This is a genomic window from Singulisphaera chitinilytica, from assembly GCF_049331405.1.
GTDB lineage: Bacteria > Planctomycetota > Planctomycetia > Isosphaerales > Isosphaeraceae > PoT.
This window is the reverse complement of sequence record NZ_CP186274.1, coordinates 9,358,133-9,383,682: the sequence shown is the minus strand read 5'-3', so window position 1 is coordinate 9,383,682 and position 25,550 is coordinate 9,358,133. Positions and strand designations below refer to the sequence as shown.

Annotated in this window: 20 protein-coding genes; 15 read left to right on the top strand and 5 right to left on the bottom strand. The window is 66.1% G+C overall.

Going from position 1 to position 25,550, the window contains the following annotated elements; all coding sequences use genetic code 11:
• Window positions 1-58: 58 nt before the first annotated feature.
• A complete protein-coding gene (locus tag ACOYYX_RS36530; RefSeq protein WP_422927578.1) occupies window positions 59-5,782 on the top strand; it encodes a HAMP domain-containing protein in 5,724 nt (1,907 codons plus the stop codon).
• A gap of 96 nt (window positions 5,783-5,878) precedes the next feature.
• A complete protein-coding gene (locus ACOYYX_RS36525; protein WP_422927577.1) occupies window positions 5,879-8,065 on the top strand; it encodes a response regulator in 2,187 nt (728 codons plus the stop codon).
• 622 nt (window positions 8,066-8,687) lie between these two features.
• Here the strand turns inward: ACOYYX_RS36525 and ACOYYX_RS36520 are convergent.
• The 3 genes from ACOYYX_RS36520 to ACOYYX_RS36510 all read right to left on the bottom strand — a co-directional run bounded on the left by ACOYYX_RS36520 (window position 8,688) and on the right by ACOYYX_RS36510 (window position 10,344).
• The gene (locus tag ACOYYX_RS36520) at window positions 8,688-8,864 is read right to left on the bottom strand and encodes a DUF1328 domain-containing protein (protein ID WP_422927576.1); all 177 of its coding nucleotides are present in this window, start codon (window positions 8,862-8,864) and stop codon (window positions 8,688-8,690) included.
• A 200-nt stretch (window positions 8,865-9,064) separates the two neighbouring features.
• The gene (locus ACOYYX_RS36515; RefSeq protein ID WP_422927575.1) at window positions 9,065-9,226 is read right to left on the bottom strand and encodes a hypothetical protein; all 162 of its coding nucleotides are present in this window, start codon (window positions 9,224-9,226) and stop codon (window positions 9,065-9,067) included.
• A 212-nt stretch (window positions 9,227-9,438) separates the two neighbouring features.
• The gene (locus ACOYYX_RS36510; protein WP_422927574.1) at window positions 9,439-10,344 is read right to left on the bottom strand and encodes an RluA family pseudouridine synthase; all 906 of its coding nucleotides are present in this window, start codon (window positions 10,342-10,344) and stop codon (window positions 9,439-9,441) included.
• A gap of 286 nt (window positions 10,345-10,630) precedes the next feature.
• Between ACOYYX_RS36510 and ACOYYX_RS36505 the strand changes: the two genes are divergently transcribed.
• From ACOYYX_RS36505 to ACOYYX_RS36450, 12 genes are all read left to right on the top strand, one after another.
• Window positions 10,631-11,443, top strand: coding sequence for an inositol monophosphatase family protein (locus ACOYYX_RS36505; RefSeq protein WP_422927573.1), 813 nt, complete (start codon window positions 10,631-10,633; stop codon window positions 11,441-11,443).
• Window positions 11,444-11,455: 12 nt separating this feature from the next.
• Complete coding sequence (locus ACOYYX_RS36500; RefSeq protein WP_422927572.1) at window positions 11,456-11,932, top strand: phenylacetaldoxime dehydratase family protein; 477 nt, start codon at window positions 11,456-11,458, stop codon at window positions 11,930-11,932.
• 106 nt (window positions 11,933-12,038) lie between these two features.
• A complete protein-coding gene (locus ACOYYX_RS36495; protein WP_422927571.1) occupies window positions 12,039-12,455 on the top strand; it encodes a hypothetical protein in 417 nt (138 codons plus the stop codon).
• Window positions 12,452-12,952, top strand: a complete 501-nt coding sequence (locus ACOYYX_RS36490) for a DUF1569 domain-containing protein (RefSeq protein WP_422927570.1) — start codon at window positions 12,452-12,454, stop codon at window positions 12,950-12,952. Before ACOYYX_RS36495 ends, ACOYYX_RS36490 begins: the two co-directional genes overlap by 4 nt.
• A 336-nt stretch (window positions 12,953-13,288) precedes the next feature.
• Window positions 13,289-14,932 (top strand): hypothetical protein, encoded by a 1,644-nt coding sequence (locus tag ACOYYX_RS36485; RefSeq protein WP_422927569.1) that lies wholly within the window; start codon window positions 13,289-13,291, stop codon window positions 14,930-14,932.
• 109 nt (window positions 14,933-15,041) lie between these two features.
• Window positions 15,042-15,674 carry a UbiX family flavin prenyltransferase gene (locus ACOYYX_RS36480; RefSeq protein ID WP_422927568.1) on the top strand — a complete coding sequence of 211 codons (633 nt, stop codon included), beginning with the start codon at window positions 15,042-15,044 and terminating at the stop codon, window positions 15,672-15,674.
• Between the two features lie 67 nt (window positions 15,675-15,741).
• Complete coding sequence (locus ACOYYX_RS36475) at window positions 15,742-17,190, top strand: UbiD family decarboxylase (protein WP_422927567.1); 1,449 nt, start codon at window positions 15,742-15,744, stop codon at window positions 17,188-17,190.
• A 19-nt stretch (window positions 17,191-17,209) separates the two neighbouring features.
• The gene (locus ACOYYX_RS36470; protein WP_422927566.1) at window positions 17,210-17,632 is read left to right on the top strand and encodes an SRPBCC family protein; all 423 of its coding nucleotides are present in this window, start codon (window positions 17,210-17,212) and stop codon (window positions 17,630-17,632) included.
• Between the two features lie 20 nt (window positions 17,633-17,652).
• A complete protein-coding gene (locus ACOYYX_RS36465) occupies window positions 17,653-19,287 on the top strand; it encodes a UbiD family decarboxylase domain-containing protein (RefSeq protein WP_422927565.1) in 1,635 nt (544 codons plus the stop codon).
• A 154-nt stretch (window positions 19,288-19,441) separates the two neighbouring features.
• Window positions 19,442-20,251, top strand: coding sequence for a S1 family peptidase (locus ACOYYX_RS36460; protein ID WP_422927564.1), 810 nt, complete (start codon window positions 19,442-19,444; stop codon window positions 20,249-20,251).
• A gap of 235 nt (window positions 20,252-20,486) precedes the next feature.
• Window positions 20,487-21,239, top strand: a complete 753-nt coding sequence (locus ACOYYX_RS36455; protein ID WP_422927563.1) for a Bax inhibitor-1/YccA family protein — start codon at window positions 20,487-20,489, stop codon at window positions 21,237-21,239.
• 147 nt (window positions 21,240-21,386) lie between these two features.
• Window positions 21,387-22,394, top strand: coding sequence for a LacI family DNA-binding transcriptional regulator (locus ACOYYX_RS36450; protein ID WP_422927562.1), 1,008 nt, complete (start codon window positions 21,387-21,389; stop codon window positions 22,392-22,394).
• Between the two features lie 9 nt (window positions 22,395-22,403).
• Here ACOYYX_RS36450 and ACOYYX_RS36445 read toward each other — a convergent pair whose 3' ends face one another.
• Window positions 22,404-23,216 carry an IclR family transcriptional regulator gene (locus tag ACOYYX_RS36445; RefSeq protein ID WP_422927561.1) on the bottom strand — a complete coding sequence of 271 codons (813 nt, stop codon included), beginning with the start codon at window positions 23,214-23,216 and terminating at the stop codon, window positions 22,404-22,406.
• A gap of 250 nt (window positions 23,217-23,466) precedes the next feature.
• Here ACOYYX_RS36445 and ACOYYX_RS36440 point away from each other — a divergent pair, with 250 nt between their 5' ends.
• Window positions 23,467-24,774: an aspartate aminotransferase family protein gene (locus tag ACOYYX_RS36440; RefSeq protein WP_422927560.1), complete on the top strand. Its 1,308-nt coding sequence runs from the start codon at window positions 23,467-23,469 to the stop codon at window positions 24,772-24,774.
• 123 nt (window positions 24,775-24,897) lie between these two features.
• Here ACOYYX_RS36440 and ACOYYX_RS36435 read toward each other — a convergent pair whose 3' ends face one another.
• Window positions 24,898-25,479, bottom strand: a complete 582-nt coding sequence (locus ACOYYX_RS36435; RefSeq protein ID WP_422927559.1) for a hypothetical protein — start codon at window positions 25,477-25,479, stop codon at window positions 24,898-24,900.
• Window positions 25,480-25,550: the final 71 nt, after the last annotated feature.

Below are 25,550 nucleotides of genomic sequence, written 5' to 3'. Positions count from 1 at the left end.
AGGCGACTCGACTGGACGACCTTCGCCAATGGTCCTATGCCCCCCGGGAGATTTCGCGATGCCAGCCTTGCAGGAGCCGATGTCCCAGGGTGCCGACCAGACGACCACCGCGCTCTTGACCGCGCTGACCGCCCTCAAGAAGGGGAACTTCTCGGCACGCCTGCCGATCGACTGGACGGGGCTCGCAGGCAAGGTGGCCGACACATTCAACGAGGTCATCGAGCTGAACGAGCGGATGGCCCACGAGCTGGAGCGGCTGAGCCGGGTCGTCGGCAAGGAAGGCCGGATCAACGAGCGCGCGTCGCTCGGGGCCGTCAGCGGCTCGTGGGAGGCCTCGATCGCCTCGGTCAACGCCCTGATCGGCGACCTCGTCCACCCGACGAGCGAGACCGCGCGCGTGATCGGCGCCGTCGCCCAGGGGGACCTCTCGCAGACGATGGCCCTCGAGATCAACGGCCGGCCCCTCCAGGGGGACTTCCTCCGCACGGCCAAGACCATCAACACGATGGTGGATCAGCTCGGTTCGTTCGCCTCCGAAGTGACCCGCGTGGCCCGCGAGGTGGGTACGGAAGGCAAGCTCGGCGGCCAGGCCGATGTGAAGGGCGTCGCAGGTACGTGGAAGGACCTCACCGATAGCGTCAATTCGATGGCCGGCAACCTGACGGGCCAGGTGCGCAACATCGCGGAAGTGACGACGGCTGTCGCGAACGGCGACCTCTCGAAGAAGATCACCGTGGACGTGAAGGGGGAGATCCTCGAGCTGAAGAACACCATCAACACGATGGTGGATCAGTTGCGCTCCTTCGCCGCCGAGGTGACCCGCGTGGCCCGCGAGGTGGGAACCGAAGGTAAGCTCGGCGGTCAGGCCCAGGTCGAAGGTGTCTCGGGCACGTGGAAAGACCTCACCGATAGCGTCAACTTCATGGCGGGTAATCTCACCGCCCAGGTGCGCAACATCGCCGCCGTCACCACGGCCGTGGCCAATGGTGACCTGTCGAAGAAGATCACCGTCAATGTTAAAGGTGAGATCCTGGAGCTGAAGAACACCGTCAATACGATGGTGGATCAGTTGAGCTCATTTGCATCCGAAGTGACGCGCGTGGCTCGCGAGGTGGGCACCGAGGGCAAGCTCGGCGGCCAGGCCGACGTGCCTGGTGTCGCGGGCACCTGGAAGGATCTCACCGACAGCGTGAACTTCATGGCGGGCAACCTGACGAGCCAGGTGCGGAATATCGCCGAGGTGACCACCGCCGTCGCGAATGGAGATTTGTCCAAGCAAATCACCGTGGATGTGAAGGGAGAGATCCTGGAGCTGAAGAACACCATCAATACGATGGTGGATCAGCTCAGCTCGTTCGCGTCGGAAGTGACCCGCGTGGCCCGCGAGGTGGGAACCGAGGGCAAGCTCGGCGGCCAGGCCGACGTGAAGGACGTGGCCGGGACCTGGAAGGATCTGACGGATAGCGTGAACTCGATGGCGGGCAACCTGACCGGCCAGGTGCGGAACATCGCGGAGGTGACCACCGCGGTCGCCAATGGCGACCTGTCGAAGAAGATCACCGTGGACGTGAAGGGTGAGATCCTGGAGCTGAAGAACACCATCAACACGATGGTGGATCAGCTCCGCTCCTTCGCGGCCGAGGTGACGCGCGTGGCCCGCGAGGTGGGAACGGAAGGCAAGCTCGGCGGCCAGGCCGATGTGAAGGGCGTCGCAGGTACGTGGAAGGACCTCACCGATAGCGTCAATTTCATGGCGGGTAATCTCACCGCCCAGGTGCGGAACATCGCCGAGGTGACCACCGCCGTCGCGAATGGAGATTTGTCCAAGCAAATCACCGTGGATGTGAAGGGTGAGATCCTCGAGTTGAAGAACACCATCAATACGATGGTGGATCAGCTCAGCTCGTTCGCGTCGGAAGTGACCCGCGTGGCCCGCGAGGTGGGAACCGAGGGCAAGCTCGGCGGCCAGGCCGACGTGAAGGGCGTCGCCGGGACCTGGAAGGATCTGACGGATAGCGTGAACTCGATGGCGGGCAACCTGACCGGCCAGGTGCGGAACATCGCGGAGGTGACCACCGCGGTCGCCAATGGCGACCTGTCGAAGAAGATCACCGTGGACGTGAAGGGTGAGATCCTGGAGCTGAAGAACACCATCAACACGATGGTGGATCAGCTCCGCTCCTTCGCGGCCGAGGTGACGCGCGTGGCCCGTGAGGTGGGCACCGAAGGCAAGCTCGGCGGACAGGCCGACGTCCGCGACGTCGCCGGCACGTGGAAGGACCTGACCGATAGCGTGAACTTCATGGCCGGCAACCTGACGGGGCAGGTGCGAAACATCGCCGACGTGACGAAGGCCGTGGCTAATGGAGACCTCTCCAAAAAGATCACCGTCGATGTGAAGGGTGAGATTTTGGAGCTGAAGAACACCATCAATACGATGGTGGATCAGCTCAGCTCGTTCGCGTCGGAAGTGACGCGCGTGGCCCGCGAGGTGGGCACCGAAGGCAAGCTCGGCGGGCAGGCCCAGGTGAAGGGCGTCTCCGGAACTTGGAAGGACCTCACCGACAACGTCAACTTCATGGCGGGCAACCTGACGAGCCAGGTCCGCGGCATCGCCAAGGTGGTCACGGCGGTCGCCAACGGCGACCTCAAGCAGAAGCTGACGGTGGAGGCGAAGGGGGAAATCGCCGCGCTCGCGGATACGATCAACAGCATGATCGACACCCTCGCCACGTTCGCCGATCAGGTGACCTCGGTGGCCCGCGAGGTGGGCGTCGAAGGGAAACTCGGCGGCCAGGCGAGCGTGCCGGGCGCGGCGGGCACCTGGAAGGACCTCACCGACAACGTCAATCAGCTCGCCGCCAACCTGACCACGCAGGTGCGGGCCATCGCCGAGGTCGCCACCGCCGTCACCAAGGGGGACCTCACTCGCTCGATCAAGGTCGAGGCGCTGGGCGAGGTCGCGGTGCTCAAGGACAACATCAATGAGATGATCCGCAACCTCAAGGATACGACCCTCAAGAACAGCGAGCAGGACTGGCTCAAGACGAACCTGGCGAAGTTCAGCCGGATGCTCCAGGGGCAGAAAGACCTGCTCACAGTCGGTCGCCTGATCCTCTCGGAACTCGCCCCCGTCGTTTCGGCCCAGCACGCAGTCTTCTACATCCTGGATACGAGCAAGGAGACGACGCAACTGACGCTCCTGGCCAGCTACGCCTACAAGGGCTTGAGCGCGGTCGGCACGCAGCTCGGCCTGGGCGAGGGGCTCGTCGGGCAGTGTGCCCTCGAGAAGCAGAAGATCCTCCTGAGCAACGTCCCGCCGGACTACATCCGGATCAAGTCGGGGCTCGGAGACGCCGCGCCGCTGAATATCCTCGTCCTGCCGGTCATCTTCGAAGGCCAGGTCAAGGGGGTGCTCGAGCTGGCCTCGTTCGAGCGGTTCAACCCGACGCACCAGGCCTTCCTCGACCAGTTGACCGAGAGCATCGGGATCGTGCTCAACACGATCGTCGCCAACATGCGGACCGAGGACCTGCTCAAGCAGTCGCAGTCGCTCGCCCAGGAGCTCCAGAGCCGCCAGGAAGAGTTGCAGCAGACCAACCAGGAGCTGCAAGAGAAGGCCATGCTGCTGGCCCACCAGAACCAGGAGGTCGAGCGCAAGAATCGCGAGGTCGAGCAGGCCCGCCAGGACCTCGAGGAGAAGGCCAAGCAGCTCGCCCTCACATCCAAGTACAAGTCCGAGTTCCTCGCGAACATGTCGCACGAGTTGCGGACGCCGCTCAATAGCCTCCTGATCCTCTCCGACCAGCTCTCTAAGAACCCGGAGGGGAACCTGAAGCCCAAGCAGACGGAGTTCGCCAAGACGATCCACTCGTCGGGCAACGACCTCCTGATGCTCATCAACGACATCCTCGACCTCTCGAAGATCGAGTCGGGGACAGTCCAGGTGGACATCGGCGAGCTCCGCCTGGGCGAGCTGCAGAGCTACGTCGAGCGGACCTTCCGCCACGTCGCCGAGTCGAAGGGGGTCGACTTCGTCATCGAGATGGACGCGGCGCTGCCCAAGGCCCTCTATACCGATGCCAAGCGGCTCCAGCAGGTCATCAAGAACCTGCTCTCGAACGCGTTCAAGTTCACGCACCAGGGGCGGGTCTCGCTCTCGGTGAAGCCCGCCCGCAACGGCTGGAACCCAGAGAACGACGACCTCAACCGCGCGGTGGGGGTGCTGGCGATCTCGGTGGCCGACTCGGGGATCGGGATCTCGCCCGACAAGCAGCAGATCATCTTCGAGGCCTTCCAGCAGGCCGACGGCAGCACCAGCCGGAAGTACGGAGGGACGGGGCTCGGCCTGGCCATCAGCCGCGAGATCTCCAGGCTCCTCGGCGGCGAGATCCGGCTCGTCAGCGTGCCCGGCAAGGGGAGCACGTTCACGCTCTACCTCCCGCAGAACTACTCGTCCCCCAAGACCGTCCGCAGGCCGCAGATCACCGCGGTCGAGGTCGAGCCCGGCAGCAAGGTCTCGCCGACGCTCGACATCCCGCCGATGGTCCTGGAAACCCCGATGCTCGTGAACGAGGTCGGGGACGACCGCGACTCGATCCAGCCAGGGGACCCGCTGCTCCTGATCGTCGAGAACGACCTCTCGTTCGCCAAGCTGCTCCTGGAGGCCGCCCGCGAGAAGGGGTTCAAGGGGCTCGTCACCTCGCTCGGGGCCGCGGCGCTCGCCCTGACGCGCGACTACAAGCCCGACGCCATCACCCTGGATATCTGCCTCCCCGACATCGACGGCTGGCGCGTGCTCGACCGGATCAAGAATGATATCAGCACACGTCACATCCCCGTCTGCGTCGTCTCGACCGAGGAGATGTTCGACCGCGGCATGGGGGAAGGCGCCCTGAGCGTCGCGATCAAGCCCTTCAAGAGCCGGGAGACGCTCGAGCAACTGCTCGAGACGATCCGGGCCTTCGTCAACCGGCGGGTGAAGGACCTCCTGCTCGTCGACAACAGGCGCGGGCGAAGCGACGAGCTCTTCGACTACATCGGGGCCGAGGAGCTGCGGATCACCCCCGCCTCGACCGCCGAGGACGCCCTGAAGCTGCTCGACCAGAAGCACATCGACTGCGTCGTCTTCGGCTCGCCGCCGACCGACATGTCGACCGAGGCCTTCCTCAAGAGGCTCCGGCCCGACCAGGGGACGACCTTCCCGGTGATCGTCTACTCCGAGTCGGCCGCGCCGAGGCGGGAGATGCCCCTGCCCGGCGGGCTCGCCCCGAACGTCGTCTTCCGGCAGGTGAACTCCCCCGAACGCTTGCTCGACTCGACCTCGTATTTCCTGCATTCCCCCGTGGCCAAGCTCACGGATACCAAGCGGAGGATGCTCGAGGAGCTGCATCAGGGGGACGACGTCCTCGTCGGCAAGAAGGTCCTGATCGTCGACGACGACATCCGCAACATCTTCGCGCTGACGAGCATCCTCGAGTGGCGCAACATGACGATCCGGTCGGCCGAGACCGGGCGCGACGCCATCAACCTGCTCCAGGCCGAGCCTGATATTGACATCGTGCTGATGGATATCATGATGCCCGAGATGGACGGGATCGACACGATGAAGGCCATCCGCAAGCTCCCTCTGTTCAACGAGCTCCCGATCATCGCCGTCACGGCCAAGGCGATGAAGGGGGACCGCGAGAAGTGCATCGAGGCGGGGGCCTGGGATTACCTGTCCAAGCCGGTGGATACGGAACAGTTGCTGGTCGTCCTGCGGGCCTGGCTCCATGGTTGACGGGCGTCGGAAGGAGAGATCGGGGATGAAGGGACGCACTCGAACCATCGACGGGCACCGCCGCGCGGCCTGTCGTCGATATCCGGCGAGCACGTAATGGTTAAGGACGAGAAAGTCAACATCCTGATCGTGGATGACCTCTCCGACAAGATCATGGCCCTCGAGGCGATCTTGGATGGGCTGGGGCAGAACATCATCACCGCACGCTCGGGCCGGGAAGCCCTGCGCCGCCTGCTCGAGCGCGAGTACGCGGTGATCCTGCTCGACGTCAACATGCCCGACATCGACGGCTTCGAGACGGCCGCGATGATCCGGAGCCGTCGCCAGACCCTGCACACCCCCATCATCTTCATCACCGCCTTCAGCGACGAGATGCACACGGCGCAGGGCTATTCGCTGGGGGCCGTCGACTACATCCTCTCCCCCGTCGTCCCCGAGATCCTGCGCACGAAGGTCGGCGTCTTCGTCGACCTCTACCGCAAGACGCAGCAGGTCAAGCAGCAGGCCGAGGAGCGCGTGGCCCTCGCCCACGAGCAGGCGGCCCGCGCGGCGGCCGAGGAGGCCACCCGGAAGTCGAGCTTCCTCGCCGAGGCCAGCACCGCCCTCGTCCGCTCACTCGACTACGACTCGATCCCCCAGGTCCTGGCCATGCAGACGGTCCCGTTCATCGGGGACCTCTGCGTCGTCACCCTCGTCGGCGAGGACCTGCAGGTCGACCAGCGGACGGAGCTAGCCTGGGCCGCCCCCGGCGAGGACGTGGCCTGCCGCTCGCTCGCCAGGGGGGAAGCCCCGATCTCCCCGCTCGACACCCTGATCGAGAGCGTGCTCAAGGCGGGAGCCTCGGAGCTCGTCGCGACCTGCGACCCGTCGAACTTCCCCGCCCGTCGCGAGCGGAACGGCAAGGCCCCGATCCCGCCCGGCCCCGAGGCCGCGGCCTTCGCCACGAAGCCGCAGTCGGTGATGGTCGTCCCGCTCCGGGCCCGAGGGAGGATCCTGGGGACGATCGCGGTCGTCCGGTTCGATGCGAGCCGCCTCTTCGCGCCCCCCGACCTCGCCCTGCTCGAGGATCTGGCCGATCGCGCGGCGTTCGCCATCGACAACGCCCGGCTCTATCGGGACATCCAGGAGAACGACAGGCGCAAGAATGAGTTCCTGGCGATGCTCGCGCACGAGCTCCGCAACCCGCTCGCGCCGATCCGCAACGCCGTCCAGATCCTCAGGATGCTCGACCTCAACGATCCCGAGCTCCTCTGGGCGAACGACATCATCTCGCGACAGGTCGAGCAGATGGTCCGGCTCGTCGACGACCTGCTGGATATCTCCCGGATCACGGGGGGCAAGATCCAGCTCCGCATGGAGCCGATCGACGTGACCGCCGCCATCAACCGCGCGGTGGAGACGAGCCGACCGCTGATCGACGCCCGCAGGCACGACCTGGCCGTGGCGGTCCCGCAGGAGCCGCTCAAGGTTGTCGCCGACGTCGTGCGGCTCTCGCAGGTGCTCTCGAACCTCCTGAACAACTCGGCCAAATACACCAAAGAGGGGGGCCGGATCACCCTCGAGGTCACCCGCCAGGGGGATGAGGCGGTCTTCTTCGTCCGCGACAACGGCATCGGCATCTCGGGCGAGATGCTCTCGAGCATCTTCGACCTGTTCACGCAGCTCGACCGGTCGCTCGACCGCTCCCAGGGGGGGCTCGGTATCGGCCTGACCCTGGTTCGCCAGCTCGTCGAGATGCACGGGGGCACCGTCCAGGCGTCGAGCGCGGGGGAGGACCAGGGGAGCGAGTTCATCATCCGCCTGCCCGCCCTCCCGCTGATGCACGCCTCGGTCGAGGCCGATGTGAATGCACCCGAAGACGCAAGCCTGAGCACGCCTCGGCGCATCCTGATCGTCGACGACAACCCGGACGTGGCCAACAGCCTCGCCCGGCTCCTCCGGATGCGGAGCCATGAGGTCAGGACCGCCGAGCATGGCGAGGCCGCCCTCTCCGAACTCGTCAACTTCCAGCCCCAGACCATCCTCCTCGACATCGGCCTCCCCGGCATGGACGGCTACGAGGTCGCGCAGGCGATCCGGAAGCTGCCGACGGGCGAGTCGGTCGTCCTCGTCGCCCTGACCGGCTATGGTCAGGACGAGGATCGTCGGCGCTCCCAGGAAGCGGGCTTCGACCACCACCTCGTCAAGCCGGTGGAACTCGCCTCCCTCCTGAGCCTGATCAGTCTGACGCGCAACGACTCGGGCGAATCGTGGCAGAACCCTTCGCTCGTCACGCGATCCTGAGCCCGGGGACTTCGCCGCCTCGGGTCTTGTCCTTTGCGCAGGCGTTTTCCCGGATGTGAATAGGCTCCTGCGTCCAGTCCTGAGGCGTTGCGCCCATATTTCTTGGGCATCGAGAACCGCGAATCACGTCGGTTCGCCTCACGCTTCGTTCCTGACCTTTACAGATGACTTGCGTTGAGAAAGCGAATGCTCTGGGAATGGGTTGGGTTTGCTTGGACCTTTGAGCGAGCTTGTTGGTCCGCCGGGTGATCCTCGAGGATCCAGCGGGAATGAAGAAGGCATATCTCGCCAACGGCTGGGCCGGGCCTCTCCCATGAAGCTTGGTCTCTCGTCCTGGGTCGCCGCGATTGGGACACTCTCGGCGACCCGGAATGTTTTGAAACCGCGGGATGAACGGCGGCTGCCATGTCGCGGCATCGTGACATCGGCTGGCAATTGCATGGCGGAAGGTGAGTTACGCTCTCAGGAATACAAAAACAACCCCGCGTTGACGGCCTGCCGATCAGGGCAAGCCGCCAACGCGGGGTCGATTGCATCTATGATAAAGACAAGTCGCCGTGCGAGGCCTCAAATCGAGGTCGCGGGCCTGCCGTCGTGTTCCAGCGGGCGGGTTGAAGCGTCGTCAGACCACTGGTGGACTTGTGCCGCGGCGGCCGGCCAGCATCGAGACGACGAACAGGATCAGGAACACGAACAGCAGAATTTTGGCGAAGAAGGCGAAATCATTCGAGATCCCGCCAAAGCCGAAGACGGCGGCGACGATCGCGAGGATGGCGAACATGACGGCCCAGCGCAGCATCGTTCAAGCTCCTTGGTTCGATTTTCAGGGGAAAGGGCCGGGTTCGACCCCCGACTCGCGCCTCGTCGGCTTGTTGTTTCGTCGAGTGGTCGTGACCGCGTCGGCTTTCGTCCCGGGTGTGATCTCGAGGGCGGATTAAGGCGCGACGTCTCGGGAGGCGAACCCGGATAGTTCCTGGGTTCGCTCACTTCAAGACGAGATTACTTGCCGGCTTCCTTGATGTTCTCGCCGGCTTCCTTGATCTTCTTGCCGGTCTCGTAGGCCGCGTCTTTCACGGCCTCGGCCGTGTGCTCGGTGGCCTTCTTGGCGGCGTGGGCGGCGTCGTCGATGCCGTCTTTGATCTTCTCTTTGGTTTCCGACATGGTTCGACTCCGATCGTTGAGTGAGTTCTGGGTCGTTCACCCTGACGAAAGGATCTAGGAGCAATTGCGGGACCGAACCCGAAAAAATCTTTCGAGAAGTTGCTTGAGGTCGGATTCGCGGAGAGCGTGGACCGGCCCTGAGCACGGAAGCCTGCCGGTTCTGCGGCGGATTGCGCGAGGGAGGGATCCGCGAGGATCGGAGCCTTCGGACGTCAGCCCCCCGCCCCGGGGATGCCGTAGCGGTTGCGAAGGTCGACGATCAGGGCGCTGAAGTCGGCCGGCAGTGGGGCCTCGACGTGGATCGACTTCTCGGTCAGCGGGTGGACGAACCCGAGCGTCTGGGCGTGCAAGGCCTGGCGGTGGAACTGGGCCTTGCAGCGCGGCCGGGTGCGCGGGCGATAGACCTTGTCCCCCACGACCGGATGGCCGATCTCCGACATGTGGATGCGGATCTGGTGCGTCCGACCCGTCTCGAGCCAGCAGGCGACGAGGCTGGCGACCGGTCCGAAACGCTCGATGACCCGGTAGTGGGTGACGGCGACCTTCCCCATCCCCGGCCGGCGCTCGACCCCTCGGCGCATGTCGACGCGGCCCTCCATCATCGGCAGGTCGACCGTCCCCTCGAGCCGCTCGGGGACCCCTTCGACCACCGTGAGGTACTGCCGCTCGATGTCGTGCTTGCGGAAGAGGGACTGGAAGGCCCGTACGGCGTCGGGGCTCCGTGCCAGCGCCAGCGCCCCCGACGTATCCTTGTCCAGCCGGTGGACGACCCCGATATAAGGATTGCGTCGGCCGTGGCGGATCGTGAGGTATCGCCCCGCGCGCTCGATCAGGGTGTCGGACTCGCGCTCCTGAGTCGGCAGGGTCAGGACGCCCGGGGGCTTGTCCACGATCAGGACGTAGCGGTCCTCGTGGAGGATCTTGAGCCGGCCTGCGACCGTCCGGGCTTTCGGGCGGTTGGGGAAGAACTCGATGGGTTCGGTCGGCTCGATCTCGCGCCCGGGCTCGTCGCAACGCTCCCCCGCCACGTCGATCCGCCCGTTACGCACCGCATCCTGCGCGGCCCGACGCGACATGCCGAATCGCTCGGCGACCAGTTTATCGAGACGAATCGGCATTTCTCTCATCAACCTATGAGCTGCGGTGTCTGTCGAAAATCGGATCGGTTGGGATGGCGAGGGCATGCGAAGATGGGCGGGCCTACTCGACCCGGCCGCGCCTTGCATTCGATCTTGCGCCTTACCCTGAACCATTATGCCAACGCCAGCCTGGATTTGCACCGCGGATCCTCGACGCGGGGCCGAACCGAGGGGAAACCACCTTGCGTGGGTTCCCCTCGCTGACATACCCTTTGGGACGAGCAGAGCGTTGCCCGGTCGCCCCACACGACGGAAGTGTCTCGCAATGAACGAGCAGTCGAGCCCGACGGACGAGTTGGAGTTTGTGAAGGACCTCGCGCGCGAGACCGCCGCGCTGGCGATCGAGCGTTCCAAGCGGGTCCGGCCGCAGGAGAAGGCGAACCACAGCTTCGTCACCGACCTGGATCACGACCTGGAGCGCCTGATCCGCGAGCGCCTCGGCGCCAGGTTCCCCGACGACCGCCTGACGGGCGAGGAATACGAGGCGACCGGGGGCAGCGGCTCGCGCTGGTGGTCGATCGACCCGATCGACGGGACCGGCAACATGGTGCACGGGCTCCCGCTCTGGGCCATCAGCATCGGCCTGGTCGACGGGGGCGAGCCGGTCCTCGGCGTCATCGCGATCCCGCCCCTCGGCGAGCTCTTCTGGGCGGTCAAGGGTCAGGGCGCCTGGCGCGACGGCGAACGCCTGGTCGTCCGCGACGCGACCACGATCCACAATCAGGACAACATCTGCATCGGCACGAATGCCTTGCGGGCGATCGACACCAGGAGCGTCCCCGGCCGGCTCCGAGACCTCGGGAGCGCCTGCTGCGAGATGACGTTCGTGACGGCGAATCGGCTCCAGGCCTGCACGTTCCTCGGCGAGGCGACGCACGACGTGGCCGCCGGGACCGTCATCGCCGCCGAGGCCGGCTGCAGCTTCGGCACCATCGACGGCAAGGTGCTGACGCCGGCCGAGATGGTCGCGAACACCCCGATCGCCCGGCCGACCTTCGTCGCGCCCCCGCAGCGGCTCAAGGCCCTGATGACGGCGGCTCGCGAATTGCCCTCCCCCGCCCCGAAGACCGCCGGCTGAGCCCGAGGACGCATGCGCCGCAACATCGCCACGCTGCCGGATTCGGTCTCGGAACTCGCCCTGATCCGGCTCGGGATCCAGGCCCGCGGCTGGCGAGCCCTCTGGTTCGCCGCGAAGCTCGGCAAGGCCATCGACCGGGCCGTCGCGGAGGCGCTCAAGGCGGACACCGGCCTCCTGCACTCCGAGCGGTTCACCCTGGGCCGCGGCCACTTCGGCCTCTTGCAGTACTGGCGGAGCTTCGAGGAACTGGAGGCCTGGTCGCGACAGGCCCCGCACTCCGACTGGTGGCGAGACGCCCTCGCCCGGATCCGCACCCGGGGGGATTTCGGGATCTACCACGAGAGCTACCTCGTGCCCCGCGAGCGGGTCGAATCGATCTATATGGAGTGCGACTCCGTCGGGCTCTCCGCCTTCGGCAAGTCGGGCGAGCCGGTCGGGCCGGCGACCACCAGCCGGGGCCGGCTCGGCCTCGGTAAGAAACTTTCATGAATATGTGAGCGACCCGAGATCGGGGAGCCGGGCGCGGGGCCGCGGTGCCCCGGCCTTCCTCGAGCCTCGTCGGGTCGCGGGGCGAACGCCGAAAGGGCGACACGAGATGATGGGTCATTGGGGGGTCAAGAGTTACGAGAATGACCTGGCGGCCGATGCGCTCGACGCCGGCTACGAGCGAGCACACGGGGATGCGTACGAAGAGTTGATGGACGATCGGAACCCGATGGGTTTCGATGAGGTCCAGGGCAAGCTCGCCTCGCCGGAGACGCTCGCGTACGCCCTGGAGGCGCTCCGCGCCGAGGTGGGCCATCCGATGGAAGATTGGGACGACGACGAGAAGCTCGCCTACTGCGGGGTCGTCGTCCGCCACGCCGAGGCCCGCGTCCCCCTCGACGACGCGATGCGCGCGCAGGCCATCGAATGGCTCGAGAACGAGGCGATCGACTGGGACGAGGCGACGGTCCGGAAGCTCCGGCGCGAACGCGAGGTCGCCACCTTGAAGAAAGGGCCTGGGGCATGACATCGACCTTGGATACGCCGATGCTGGCCGACGGGCGCCGAGACCTCAAGTTCGCGACGATGGATCGCGTGATGCCCGACATCGACAACCTGCTCCTCGGCTATCGCCAGCTCGGCAACTGGAGTCTCGGGCAGATCTGCAACCATCTGACGATGGTGATCCAGGGCTCGGTCGCGGGATTCGGCGGGCGCGCGCCCTGGATCGTGCGGAAGGCCATCGGGCCGATCGTCTTGCGGCAGATCTTCAAGGCGGGCTGCATGAAGCCCGGCCGCATGCTCCCGAAGAAGTTCTGGCCCAACACCGGGCTCGACGACCGCGCCGAGGCCGAGGCGATGCGGGCGACTCTCTACTACTTCGCCGCGCACATGGAGGGCTTCGCCGATCACCCGATCTTCGGGCCGCTCTCGCGCGAGCAGTGGACGCGTCTTCACTGCATTCACTGCGCCCACCACCTGAGCTTCCTCGTGCCGGAGCCCGACGCCCTTGCGCCGGGCTGAGGGGCATAGCGAGTCCGATATTCTTCTCAGGACGTAAGGTTTCAACCATGTTTCTGTTCCGTCCGGAGGGGGGAGGAAGCGTGGGGGCCGGGGTAGGAATTTTTGGCGCGCCGGAGGTTTCATGCGTTATAGTCTGTTTATCGCCAGGTCGGGCCTGCGTTGCCCGATGTCGGTGAGCGCCGCGTGATTTAGGACCTTGCCGCACAACAGCGGCTGCGACCCGACCTCCCTGTGCTTCTCCAGGAGACGCAATCGGAGGACGATGGACGGTCGTCAGTCCGGTTGTTACGCACCCGAGCCCGCCCCCCTTCGGCCTTAGGGAAGAGGGGGGACGGGTTGGCTTTTGCTGGGATGCTCGACCTGCTACGTACCGACCTTCAAAACGAGGCCGAGGGTCCCTCGGCTCGATCGCGGCACTGGGGTGTAAGAATCTTCCTCGCCGCCCTGCTCCCGGCCCTCGCGGCGGTCTGGCTCGTGCCCGGATTCGTCACGCAGGATGGCCCGGCTCACCTCTACAATGCGCACATCCTGGTCAGCTCGTTCGGCCCCGAATCCCCCTTCCGCGACTACTATAAGATGCGCTGGCAGCCCCTGCCCAACTGGGCGGGTCACCTCGTCACGGCCGCTTTCGTGGAGGTCTCGCCCGAGTACGCCGATCAGGCGGTGACGACGCTGACGCTCGCAGGCTTCGCGGCCTCGATCGTCTGGCTCCGCTGGCGGGTGTGCGGCTGGAAAGGGATGGCGTCCGCGTCATTGCTCGCGGTGCTACTCGGGCTGAATGTGACCTGGCTCCTCGGATTCACGGGATTCCTGCTCGGGGCTTGCCTCTTCCCGATCACGCTCGGGTACTGGTGGGCCGGGCGGGAACGGCTCGGCCTGGGGCGGGTGCTCGTGCTCGGGCTGCTCGTCACGGTCGGGTACTTCTGCCATCTCGTGAGCCTCGGCCTGACGGTGGTCGGGCTCGGGACGCTGGCCCTCTTCGCCCCCGGGCCGAACTGGGGACGCAGGCTCATCGCCACTGCGCTTTCGCTCGTGCCGCTCGTGCCTCTCGGGATCATGTATCTACTGCTTTCGCGGCAAGGCGGCGGTATGGAGCCGGTCTGGAAGCACCTGGTGCCCCCGACCTCGTTCTCGTCCTGGTTCGCGCAGATCGGCTGGGTCGATCCGATCTCGCTCGCCAGCCGTTTCACGATTCCCTTTCGCTCCGCGAACTCGCGCTGGAACGTTGCATTCGCCCCGGTGCTCTGGCTGACCGTGGGGCTGGCTCTCGCCGCCTTCGCGACGCTCACCCGCCATCGACGCGAGGGGCGACGCTGCTGGTGGATCCTCGGGCTCGTGCTGCTGGTTGGCGGGATCCTCGGGCCGGACACGCTCGGCGTGAACCACGGTAATTACCTCCAGCAGCGCATCACGCTGCTCGGCCTGGTCGCCCTGGTCCCCTGCCTCGCGTTCCAGGTCGAGGGGATCGCGAGCGCCGGTTGTGTCATCGCGCTGACGGTCGCCCTGGTGGTGCAGTCGGCCTTCATCTGGGATTACGCCTTCTATTCGAAGGAGACGGCCGGCCTCTTCCTCGAGGCCAGGCCCGAGGTCGGCAAGGGGCGGAAGATCGCCACGTTGCTGCTCCAGACCCGCGGCAAGTTCCGCGCGAACCCGCTCTGGCACGCCGACAACCTGCTCGGCGTCGGCACCGGGAACATCGTCTGGAACAACTACGAGACGAGGCACTACTACTTCCCCGTCCAGTTCGACGATCGCCTGGATCGCCCCTCGGCCGACGAGATGGAGCGCATCGCCACGCTCGACGATCCCGAGGACGCGGCCGACCGGCTCAAGTCCTGGACCCGCCTCGTCGGCGACCACCTCCCCGCCATCGACACGCTGGTCGTCTGGGGCAGCAACCCCGCGATTGACGCGATCAACGACCGCTGGTTCGAACAGGTCTGGACCCGTGATCGCCTGAGGATTTACCGACGCCGTTGAACATCCCCGCAAAGCCCCGGTCCTTCCTTGCTTAACGGCTCCGCCCAGGGTTAGACTTTTCGGGGTGGCGAAGGCCGGAATCGCGAGTGTCGAGCTTTCAGGGGTTCTGATGTCCGAGAATGGTTCCGGTCCTCCGCGCCGTCGACTCATCGTGGGTATCAGCGGGGCGACCGGGGTCGTCTACGGCGTCCACTTGCTCCGGATCCTCCGCGAGCTCGACATCGAGTCGCACCTCGTCGTGAGCAGGGCGGGTGAACTCACCCGCGCTTATGAGACGGCCCACACGTCCTCCGACCTGAAGAAGCTGGCCGACGTCACCTATCGGGCCTCCGACGTGGGCGCGGCGATCTCCAGCGGCTCGTTCCGGACGATGGGGATGATCGTCGCCCCCTGCTCGATCCGGACCCTGAGCGAGATCGCGACCGGCGTGACGGGCACCCTGCTCACGAGGGCGGCCGACGTCTGCCTGAAGGAGCGCCGGCGGCTCGTGCTGATGGTCCGCGAGACGCCGCTGCATGCCGGGCACCTCAAGAGCATGCTCGCCGTGACCGAGGCGGGCGGGATCATCGCACCCCCCGTCCCCGCCTTCTATAATCGCCCGCAGTCGCTCGACGACGTGGTCCACCACACGGTCGCTCGCGTGCTGGACCTATTCGACCTCGACGCCCCGGCGACGCGGCGTTGGGGAGAGCCGTCGGGCGAAACCCAGGCGCACCTCGAACCCCCCGGCGAAGGGGCCTGACTCGGGACGACCACTCCCGAAGGTGAGCCAATCGCACTACCACCGACAGACGCGAAGGGGCCTGCCGATGGCATTCAACGACTTCCGAGAATTCCTGGCCGCGCTTCGGGAACGGGGCGAACTCCTGGAGATCGATCGCCCGGTCGCGCTCGAGCTCGAGGTCGGCAAGGCCCTGCGGAAGTGCGCGTCGGTCTCCGGCCCGGCGCTCGTCTTCAAGCAGAACGGCACGCAGTTCCCCCTCGTGGGGGGCGTCTACAACACGCGGTCGAAGGCGCTCATCGCGTTCGAGTCGACCGAGGCCGAGGTCTTCGGCAAGATCCTCGCCGGGCTCGCGAATCGGATCCCGCCGGTCGTCGTCGATAACGCGCCGGTGCATGAGAACGTGATCCTGGCCGACGCGATTGACCTCACCACCCTGCCCGTCCCCCGATATAGCCCCGACGACGGCGGGCCTTACATCACGCCGGGGATCGTCGTCAGCAAGGACCCCGAGACGGGCATCCCCGACGTCGGCCACTATCGGTTCGAGATCATCGACAAGCAGACGATGTCGTTCCTCGCCCAGCCCAACCACCGCTTCGGCAAGCACATCGCGAAGGCGAGGGCCAACGGGGCGACCAAGTACCGCGCGGCGCTCGTCATCGGCGTCGACCCGATCCTCGCCTACACGGGGCCGATCCAGGTCCCCGACGACACCGACGACTTCGCCGTGGCGGGGGGCCTCCGCGGGGCTCCCGTCGAGCTCGTGCGCTGTAAGACGATCGACCTCGAAGTCCCCGCGCGGGCCGAGTTCGTCATCGAGTTCGAGATCGACTTCGAGACGACCGTGTTCGAGGGGCCGCTCGGCGAGTACACCGGCTATTACACGCCCGGCTCGATGAAGCCGATCGCCCGTCCGCTCGCGATCACGCACCGCAACGACGCGACCTTCCAGGCGTTGCTCACCGGCGTCCCGCCGACCGAAAACCACATCCTCAAGCAACTCCCGTTCGAGGCCTCCTTCTACGCGATGATGAAGCCGCAGTTCCCCACTTTGGAACGCGTGGCGGTTCCGGCCTCGGGAGGCGTCTCGTTCTATGTGGTGATGTCGATGAAGCCACGCTATGCCGGCGAGGCCCGCGCGGCACTCCTCGCGGCGATGTCGACGAACCTGCGGCCGAAGACGGTCATCGTCGTCGATCCGGACATCGACGTGCAGGACCCCGCGCAGGTGGAGTGGGCGACGGCCTTCCGCTCGCAGCCGGCCCGCGACGCCATCATCGTCGACCGCCTCCCGGCAGGGCCGCTCGACCCCTCGGTCGACGACTCGATCCCGCTCGAGGCCAGGCTCGGCTCGGCGCTCGGGATCGACGCGACCTTCCCGTTCTGCTCGATCGTGAAGAAGGCGGGCGACGTCCCCTCCGCCGGCTCGGCCTGCGGCCCGTCCCTGGCCGAGAAGGGGCACGAGTTCTTCGAGATCGCCGACGTCCCCGGCTGGAAAGAGTACGACCTCCCCGAGCTCCGCAACCGCGACTAAAAGAGACGGAGGCCACGCGATGCCCGAGATCGATCACCAGATCAACGTGTCCGCGAACGCCGAGCAGGTCTTCGCCGCCCTGGCGACCGCCGATGGGCTGCGGGCCTGGCACAATCGCGACGTGACCGGGGCCGGCTCCGTCGGCGATACCTGGCAGTTCCGGTTCGCCGATCACCCCGAGTTCCGCTGGAAGGTCACGGCGCTCGACCAGCCCCGCCGCATCGTCTGGGAATGCGTCCAGGGGCCCGGCGACTCGGTCGGCACCGTCGCGACCTTCGACATCTCATCGACCCCCGACTGCCGCACGCTCCTCGCCTTGAAGCACGCCGGCTGGCCAGGGACTCACGGCAACTTCCGCAAGTGCAACACGACCTGGGGCGTGCTGCTCCACCACCTCAGGCAGTACGTCGAGACCGGCACCCCGAGCCCAGCCTTCTCCTAACTCACGACGAGTACACAAACATGCCCCAGCAGAGTCTCTCCGAGTTCGTCGCGGCGATGGAGGCCGGGGGATTGCTCGTTCGGATCAAGGAGGAGAAACGCGTCGACGAATTGCCGAAGGTGATGGAGGATTACCCGCTCAAGGCCGTGCTCGTCGAACGCGTGAAGGATTGCGAGTTCCAGTTCCTCGCCAACGCCTACTCGAACCAGGACCAGACCGCCTGGGCCCTCGGCTGCCCCAAGAGCGAGTCGGGCCGCATCATGACCGAATCGGCCAAGGGGCGGATCAAGCCCGAGGTCGTGGCCACGGCGCCTTGCAAGGAAGTGATCCTGAAGGGGGACGACGTCGACCTCACGCGCCTGCCCCTCTTCCTCCATCACGACCGAGACGGCCACGCCTTCACGAACGACAACCTGGTCATCAGCAAGCACCCGGATACCGGAGTCTACGACTGGGGCATCTACCGGAGCATGTTCCGGAGGGTGAACGAGAAGAACTTCGACATGACCTGCACCTCGCACCGCCAGCGGCTCAACGCCCAGGCGGCGCAGGCGAAGGGGCAGGACCTCGAGCTCGCCATCGTGATCGGCGGGCCGCTGGTCGACAAGGTGGCCGCGCTCACGTCGGTGCCGCCGGATACCGACGACTTCGAGGTCCTCGGCAGCTTCTACGGCCACCCGGCGAAGCTCGTGAAGTGCGAGACGATCGACGTCCTCGTGCCGGCCAACGCCGAGATCGTCCTCGAATGCGTGCTCCTCGCCACCGAGGGGCTCACGCACGACGAGGGGCCGTATGGCGAATTCACCGGCATGTACGGCGGCGGCATCAAGCACAACTTCCGGGCCATCGTCAAGGCGATGACCTACCGCAAGGGGGGGATCTACCAGCACGCGACCATCGGCGGCCAGCACCCCTGGTACACCGACAACATGCTGCAATTGCCGGGCATCGAGGCCGACCTCTATGGCGGGCTCAAGAGCGCCGGCATCGACGTGCTGGAGGTCCGGGCCCCCGCGGGGGGCCTCTCGAACATCGCCTACGCCCGCATCCGGACCCACGGCGCCGGCGACGCCAAGCAGGCGCTCGGGCTCATGCTCACCTGCTCGAAGCAAGGCCTGCCCAAGATCGCGATGGTCTTCGACGAGGACGTCGACATCTGGGATGACAACGCCGTGCAGTTCGCGATGGCCTTCCGGTACATGCCGCATCTCGACACCATCACGATCCCCCAGTGCAACACGATGACCGTCGATCCGATGATCGGAACCGACGTCGCCCCCGGCACCTGCTCGAAGATCGGCCTCGACTGCACGATCCCGCATGGGCCCAACTTCGTCCGCTCGCACTTCGATCGCAGCACCGTCTTCATCCTGCCGGATCCCCCGGCGGACGTGAAACCGCTGACCGAGGAGGAACTGACCAGGGACATGGCCGCCTTGATCCGAGAGAAGCCGAGGGCCTGGAAGGAGATCCTCGAGCACTTCAACGGCCAGCCGTATCGCGTCCTCTATAAGGCCTTCAGCAACCTGCGCCCAGAACTCGGCCGCTGCGACGACGCCCCCTGGTATCGCTACACCTTCTCCGACCACGACTTCGCCTACGAGGCCGCCCCGACGAAGCCGAGCAACTTCGACCCGAGGCATCGCGCCCAGTAGTCGAGGCTGGCCCATTCCGCAGCCGACCGATTTCGTTCGGGCTCGGCATCCCATTCGCCGACCGTTTCCGGAAATGGATAGCCTTGGGCTCGGTTTTATGAGACCCTCTGGATCGATGGCACCGAGTCGGGCAGGAACCAGGAGCGGTCGTGGGATGGAGATCATGCAAGGGGCCAATCGCCCGATCCTTACGGGGCTGCTGATCGCCCTGCTGTCGCTCGCCTCGATGCCCGCCATCGAGGCGAAGGACACCGACCGGCCGCAGGCTCGCGACGCCGGGACCTTCCGGCCGACCGTCCTGATCCGCAAGGGCTCGGCGCAGGGGAGCGGGACGGTGATCGCCTCGGTCCCCGGCGAGACGCTCGTGCTCACGGCCGCGCACGTGATCGAGGGCCAGGGGGCTCTCTCCATCGAGCTGCACCGCTACAACCTCGGGCTCGAGCGGTCCCCGGCCAAGGGGATCTGGCCCAGGCGTGTCCCCGCCGAGGTCGTCGCCAGGGATCGCGCGGCCGACGTGGCGGTCCTCCGCGTCCGCAAGATGATCGCCCTCCCCTACGTGGCCAAGCTCCGGCTCGAGAACGAGGAGCCCACGAAGGGGAGCGTGGTGACGTCGGTGGGCATCGACCTCGGGACGAAGCTGAGTAGCTGGTCGACGAGGGTCGCCAAGGTCGAGCGATTCGAGATCGAAGGGGGCGGCGACGACCGGCTCTTCCTGGTCACGGGCAAGGCCCCCGAGCACGGGCGGTCCGGGGGGGGCCTCTTCCTCGAAAACGGAGAGTTGGTCGGGGTTTGCATCGGCCGGTCCGAGGCCCTGATCAAGGGGAAGCTCGTGGGGATCTTCGCCTCCGGGGCCAGCATCCGACGGCTCCTGCACGACCACTCCCTCGACGAGACCGTGGTCCAGGCGGCCAAGGAGACCAGGCGTGCCCCGGTGACGACGACGCACGCCGGATCGCACCGCTAGCGAACCAAATCGACTCATCGTACGAAGTAGTGTATGTGTCGAGGTTCGCCACCGGGCGGGCCTCGGGTTGTGACGCGCCCGCGGATCCGGCTCTGCTTGTAAAAATCCGATCGGTGAGTCACAATCGTGTGGATGACGGCGGAGGTTTTCGCCCCTTCGGACCGACCTCGCGGCGCCGTTTTGCGACGCGACAGGAGACTTCGAGGCGACGCCACTCCGTTTTGGGAGAATTCCGTTGGCCAACAGCAACCCCGCGTTCAATAACGCCGTATTCTCGAACCAAGACTATGCTTACGGCGGTCAGCGCACCGCCGTCATGACGATCCAGGGGACGATCGGCAAGACGTTCGCCCTGCTCGGCATCCTCTCGGCGACCGCCATCTGGTCCTGGAACGCCGCGGGCAATGGCTCGCTCCAGGGCATCGTCCTGCCGGCCTCGCTGATCGCCGGCATGGTCCTGGCGATGATCACGATCTTCAAGCCGGCCGCGGCCCCCTGGACCGCCCCGCTCTACGCGGCGTTCGAGGGCGTCTTCCTCGGCGTCCTCTCCTACTACATCGAGACTCGCAAGGGCGTCCCTTCGGGCATCGCCATCCAGGCCGTCTCGATGACCTGCGGCACACTCTTCGTCATGCTCTTCGCTTATGCGTCGGGCCTGATCCGGGTGACCGACCGACTGCGTTCGGGGATCACGGTGGCGACGGGCGCGATCGCCCTGGTCTACATGGTCTCGTTCGTCGCCAGCCTCTTCGGCGCCCAGATCCCGTTCATCCGGGATGCTTCGCCGATCGGCATCGCCTTCAGCGTCTTCGTCGTCGGCCTGGCCGCGTTCAACCTGCTGCTCGACTTCGACTTCGTCGAGCGCGGTGCCCAATCGCAGCTCCCCCGCTACATGGAGTGGTACGGGGCCTTCGGCCTGATCCTGACCCTGGTCTGGCTGTACCTCGAAATCCTGCGGCTCCTCTCCAAGCTCCAGGACCGACGTTGATCGGTCCGTGCCTGGTCCGAGATGCCTGAGATAGGAGAGAGGCCGGGAGCGGCATCCGCCCAAAATGGGTTGATGCTTCGCCCGGCCTCTTCGCGTTGGTTTCGAAAGCGTTTCCCGAAGAATGTGGTTCAGCGATGAGGGCCGGCGATGACCTTGCGTGAGGTTGCCAAGCGGGCGGGAGTCTCGCTCCAGAGCGTCTCCAACGTCCTCAACGGCCGGACCTCGCAGATGCGTGAGGAGACCCGCCAGCGGATCCTCGAGTCGATCCGCGAGCTGAACTATCAGCCCAACACCCAGGCCCGCGGCCTCCGCCTCCAGCGCACGAACACCGTCGCCTTCCTCACCATCGACCCCGCCGCGCGGTTCCTCGCCGACCCCTTCCACGTCGCCATCCTCAGCGGCCTCGTCGACACCCTCCGGGGCCACGACTACAGCCTCTTCGTCCAGGGGATCCAGCCCGACCAGGCCGTTGACTCCTTCGAACGGCTCGTCCATCGCCGCCGATTCGACGGCGCCGTGGTGCATCTCTCGGGAGCCCCCGAGCGTCGGGCCGAGCATATCCGCCAACTCGAAGAGAGCCGCTGCCCGTTCGTCCTCATCGAGGAACGAGTCTCGACGAATACCTCCGCGAGTGTCGTCGCCGACAACCGCGGCGGTGCCGCTCAGGCCGTGGCCTATCTCCGGGGGCGCGGCCACTCGCGGATCGGCTTCCTGGCGACCGACCGCCTCTGGCCGGCGGTCGAGGAGCGCGAGGCCGGATATGCCGCGGCCGTCGTCGCCGATGGCGGCTCCCCCGCGCGGATCTGGAAGGTCGGCCGCGAGAGCATCGAGAGCGCCCGCGAGGCCGTCGAGGCCATCCTCAGGGCCGAGCCGGGCATGACCGCCCTGCTCTGCGCCACCGACGTCCTCGCCCTCGGGGCTGTCCAGGCCGCGAAGGGACTCGGGCGCGAGGTGCCCGGGGAGTTCGCCGTCATCGGGTTCGACAACGTCGAGTTCGCGTCCTACGTCGACCCGCCCCTGAGCACCGTCGCCGTCCCCGGCTACGAGATGGGCAGCCGCGCCGCCGACCTCTTGCTCGGCTACTTCAAGGAGAGCCGCTTCGAGGTCCCCGAGGTCGTCTTCCCGACCACCCTGGTGATTCGCGGCAGCGCCTGAGGAACCCGATCAGGGCGTCCTCGGCGCAGAACCCTCGGGCTCTCCGGAGCCGAGCCGGGCTGAGATCTGCCTCGCGTAGTTGCGGACGAGCTTGCCGAGGGCGTCCCTGCGTTTGAGGTCGATCTGCGTCGCGGTGCCGGAGAGCCCGATCGCGGCCACGACCTTGCCCGGCGCGGCGTAGATCGGCGCGGCGACGCAGCGGCCGTCGACCTCGTCCTCGGCGTCGTCCATCGCGTATCCGCGTTCGAGCGATTCCTTGAGGTCACGGGCCATCATCTCGAGGTCGCCGATGGTGCGGTCGGTCCGCCTCGGGAATCCGACGCCCGCGAAGATCGCGGCGAGTTCGGCCTCGTTGTGGTGAAGCAGCAGGGCCTTGCCGACCGCCGTGCAGTGGAGCATGTTCCGCTTGCCGACCCAGGTGTTGAGCCTGATGAAGCCCGAGGGCTCGGTCTTCTCGATGTAGACCGCCTCGTCCTTCTCGAGCGTCGCCAGGTGGCAGGTGAGGCCGCTCACCTGCGTCACCTCCTCCATCAGCGGCAGGGCGAGCGCCCGGAGGTTGAGCCCCTGCCTCGCCGCGCTCCCTTCCCGGAACGCGAGCAGCTTCGCGCCGACGCTGTAGCGCTTCGACCCGTCGTCGCGCTGGACGTAGCCGCACCCCTCCATCGTCTCCAGCAGGTAGAAGGCCGTGCTGTACGGCAGGTCGTGGATCCGGCTGATCTCCTGCACCGTCAGGCCCGTCGAGCTCTCGTTGAGGCTGTCGAGGATCGTGAAGGCTCGCTTCACGGCCGGGACCTCGTGCCCCTTCGCGGCCTTCTCTTTCATGGGCGTAAGCCCCCCTCCGAGGATTTTGATTGACGCACCCCGATCCCCCGGATACCTTGTTTATCAATTAGTGGATACAAAATCGGATAGCCGATTCTGGCTCCTAGTCGACTTCGCTGAGTGCGTCCTGGATCGCAGAATCCGCCGGTCATTCCGCGAAGGAATGGCCGAGCCTCGCATTCTAAACCAAACACAGTCGCTTTCTCAGCAGGCTGATTCAGGATTCAAATCCCAGGAAAGGAACGCAAGCATGTCCGTCGTCGATGCGGTTTCAACCGAGCGCTCTCGGGCGTGGGACGCCGAGGCGAGGAAGCTGATCCCGGGCGGGGTCAACTCGAGCACGAGGAAGATCGACCCGCCGATGGTCTTCGAGCGGGCGTCGGGCTCGCGGGTCTGGGACGCCGACGGCCGGGAGTACATCGACTATCACGCGGCCTTCGGGCCGATCGTCCTCGGGCACTGCTATTCCAAGGTGGATTCGAGGGTCGTCGAGACCCTGGGCAAGCTCGACATCGTCGGCCTCGGCGCCACGGAGCTGGAGATCGCCCTGGCGAGGAAGCTCCGCGAGCACGTCCCCTCGGCCGAGGCGGTCCACTTCTGCAACTCGGGCTCGGAGGCGACGTACAACGCCGTGCGGCTCTCTCGCGCCGTGACGGGTCGCAAGAAGCTGGTGAAGTTCCAGGGCTGCTATCACGGCTGGCATGACTACCTGTGCATGAACATCATCACCCCCGCCGACAAGATCGGTAAGCCGGATCCCGGCTCGGCCGGCATGATGCCCGAGGCGATCGAGAACACCCTGGTCCTCACCTTCAACTCGGTCGACGAGTTGGAAGAGACCTTCCGCACGCAAGGATCGGAGATCGCCGCGGTGATCCTCGAGCCGATCCCGCACAACATCGGCTGCGTGATGCCCGAGCCGGCGTTCTTGCAGGCCCTCCGCGACCTGACGACGAAGCATGGCTCCTTGCTGATCTTCGACGAGGTCATCACCGGCTTCCGCCACGCCCTGGGCGGCTATCAGTCGATCTGCGGCGTGACCCCGGATCTCTCCACGTTCGCCAAGAGCATGGCCAACGGCTATCCGGTCGCGGCGCTCTGCGGCAAGTCGGAATACATGCACCGCTTCGCCACCGGCGGTGGCGACGTCTTCTTCGCCGGCACGTACAACGCCCACCCCCTCGCGATGGCCGCCTCGCTCGCCACGATCGAGGCCCTCGAATCGGGTGAGGTCTACAGGCACACCTTCGCCCTGGGCGACCGCGTCCGCAAGGGGCTCCAGGAGATCGTCGACCGCCTCGGCATCAAGGCCTGGGCCACGGGCTTCGGCAGCGTCGTCCTGCTCTACTTCAAGGAGCCGGGCGCCCGCAACTACACCGACCTCCTCGCCTGCGACATGGCCGCCGACGTATCCTTCCGCCGCGGCCTCCTCGAACGCGGCTCCCTCGTCCTGCCGATGGCCCTGAAGCGCGTCCACATCAGCGCGACCCACACCGAGCACGACATCGACCTCTTCCTGGAACACGCCGAGGACGTTCTTTCGTCCTCCAGGTCCTGACCCTCAAGGATCCAGACCAATCTCATCCGCGTCGCCCCGCCCTGCTTCGAGCCTCTCGAGCCGGGCCGGGGGCGTCGTCGTTTTACGCCGAAGTTTCCCAGAATTCTGGACAACGGCGATCCGTTACGACATCAGCGGATATGCAATCTCGGATGCATCCTCCGCGAGGTCAGTCATGGTCAACTCCGGGTTGAGGGCCTTGACTACCTCCTCTGTGAGTGGGCAGTGACCAAAGATATGCTTCACGGCCGAAATCGCAACCGCGGTCTCGAAGTAGTCCTCGGCCCAATCCCGGTAGGCTTCCGGGTGACCATCGAGTAACCGCAACAACTCGGCCGACCCGTCCGGGGCCTCGCCATCAAGGGTTTCAATCGCAGTTGTAAGCCAGGCCGGATCGGACGGCCGACGCCAGAGGCAGAATGTCGTGTCTGCGATCGAGAAGGCCGGCTCATTGAGGAACCCCGCGAATTCCTCGGGTACGCCATCGAATATTCCGGCCCAGGGTCGCCCCCGCTGCAACGTCCTCCGCCAGGCTTCGGACCTGTGAGCGAACCCCTTCATGATTGCGCCGGCCTTGGTGAACAGGATGAAGTAGCTGTCGCCGCAGCCGTTGCGCATCGAAGCCATTTCCTCCCCGACGGCCCAGTTCGCGTTGAACGAGTGGTATCGATATTCCCACTCGGGGCAAAGGATCGCGTCCAGCATGGCGAGTGATTGCGAGAGTCGTCGAAGGCCGCTCGCCTCGGGGAGAGCCGATAGGTCTCGAGTCGATGGCA

What these genes read in the sequence shown, in the direction of transcription:
- ACOYYX_RS36480 (WP_422927568.1), top strand. Translation starts at nt 15,042, where the DNA reads ATGTCCGAGAATGGTTCCGGTCCTCCGCGCCGTCGACTCATCGTGGGT.
- ACOYYX_RS36470 (WP_422927566.1), top strand. Translation starts at nt 17,210, where the DNA reads ATGCCCGAGATCGATCACCAGATCAACGTGTCCGCGAACGCCGAGCAG.
- ACOYYX_RS36460 (WP_422927564.1), top strand. Translation starts at nt 19,442, where the DNA reads ATGGAGATCATGCAAGGGGCCAATCGCCCGATCCTTACGGGGCTGCTG.
- ACOYYX_RS36490 (WP_422927570.1), top strand. Translation starts at nt 12,452, where the DNA reads ATGACATCGACCTTGGATACGCCGATGCTGGCCGACGGGCGCCGAGAC.
- ACOYYX_RS36495 (WP_422927571.1), top strand. Translation starts at nt 12,039, where the DNA reads ATGATGGGTCATTGGGGGGTCAAGAGTTACGAGAATGACCTGGCGGCC.
- ACOYYX_RS36525 (WP_422927577.1), top strand. Translation starts at nt 5,879, where the DNA reads ATGGTTAAGGACGAGAAAGTCAACATCCTGATCGTGGATGACCTCTCC.
- ACOYYX_RS36500 (WP_422927572.1), top strand. Translation starts at nt 11,456, where the DNA reads ATGCGCCGCAACATCGCCACGCTGCCGGATTCGGTCTCGGAACTCGCC.
- ACOYYX_RS36515 (WP_422927575.1), bottom strand. Translation starts at nt 9,226, where the DNA reads ATGTCGGAAACCAAAGAGAAGATCAAAGACGGCATCGACGACGCCGCC.
- ACOYYX_RS36445 (WP_422927561.1), bottom strand. Translation starts at nt 23,216, where the DNA reads ATGAAAGAGAAGGCCGCGAAGGGGCACGAGGTCCCGGCCGTGAAGCGA.
- ACOYYX_RS36440 (WP_422927560.1), top strand. Translation starts at nt 23,467, where the DNA reads ATGTCCGTCGTCGATGCGGTTTCAACCGAGCGCTCTCGGGCGTGGGAC.
- ACOYYX_RS36450 (WP_422927562.1), top strand. Translation starts at nt 21,387, where the DNA reads ATGACCTTGCGTGAGGTTGCCAAGCGGGCGGGAGTCTCGCTCCAGAGC.
- ACOYYX_RS36520 (WP_422927576.1), bottom strand. Translation starts at nt 8,864, where the DNA reads ATGCTGCGCTGGGCCGTCATGTTCGCCATCCTCGCGATCGTCGCCGCC.
- ACOYYX_RS36510 (WP_422927574.1), bottom strand. Translation starts at nt 10,344, where the DNA reads ATGCCGATTCGTCTCGATAAACTGGTCGCCGAGCGATTCGGCATGTCG.
- ACOYYX_RS36465 (WP_422927565.1), top strand. Translation starts at nt 17,653, where the DNA reads ATGCCCCAGCAGAGTCTCTCCGAGTTCGTCGCGGCGATGGAGGCCGGG.
- ACOYYX_RS36475 (WP_422927567.1), top strand. Translation starts at nt 15,742, where the DNA reads ATGGCATTCAACGACTTCCGAGAATTCCTGGCCGCGCTTCGGGAACGG.
- ACOYYX_RS36530 (WP_422927578.1), top strand. Translation starts at nt 59, where the DNA reads ATGCCAGCCTTGCAGGAGCCGATGTCCCAGGGTGCCGACCAGACGACC.
- ACOYYX_RS36435 (WP_422927559.1), bottom strand. Translation starts at nt 25,479, where the DNA reads ATGCTGGACGCGATCCTTTGCCCCGAGTGGGAATATCGATACCACTCG.
- ACOYYX_RS36505 (WP_422927573.1), top strand. Translation starts at nt 10,631, where the DNA reads ATGAACGAGCAGTCGAGCCCGACGGACGAGTTGGAGTTTGTGAAGGAC.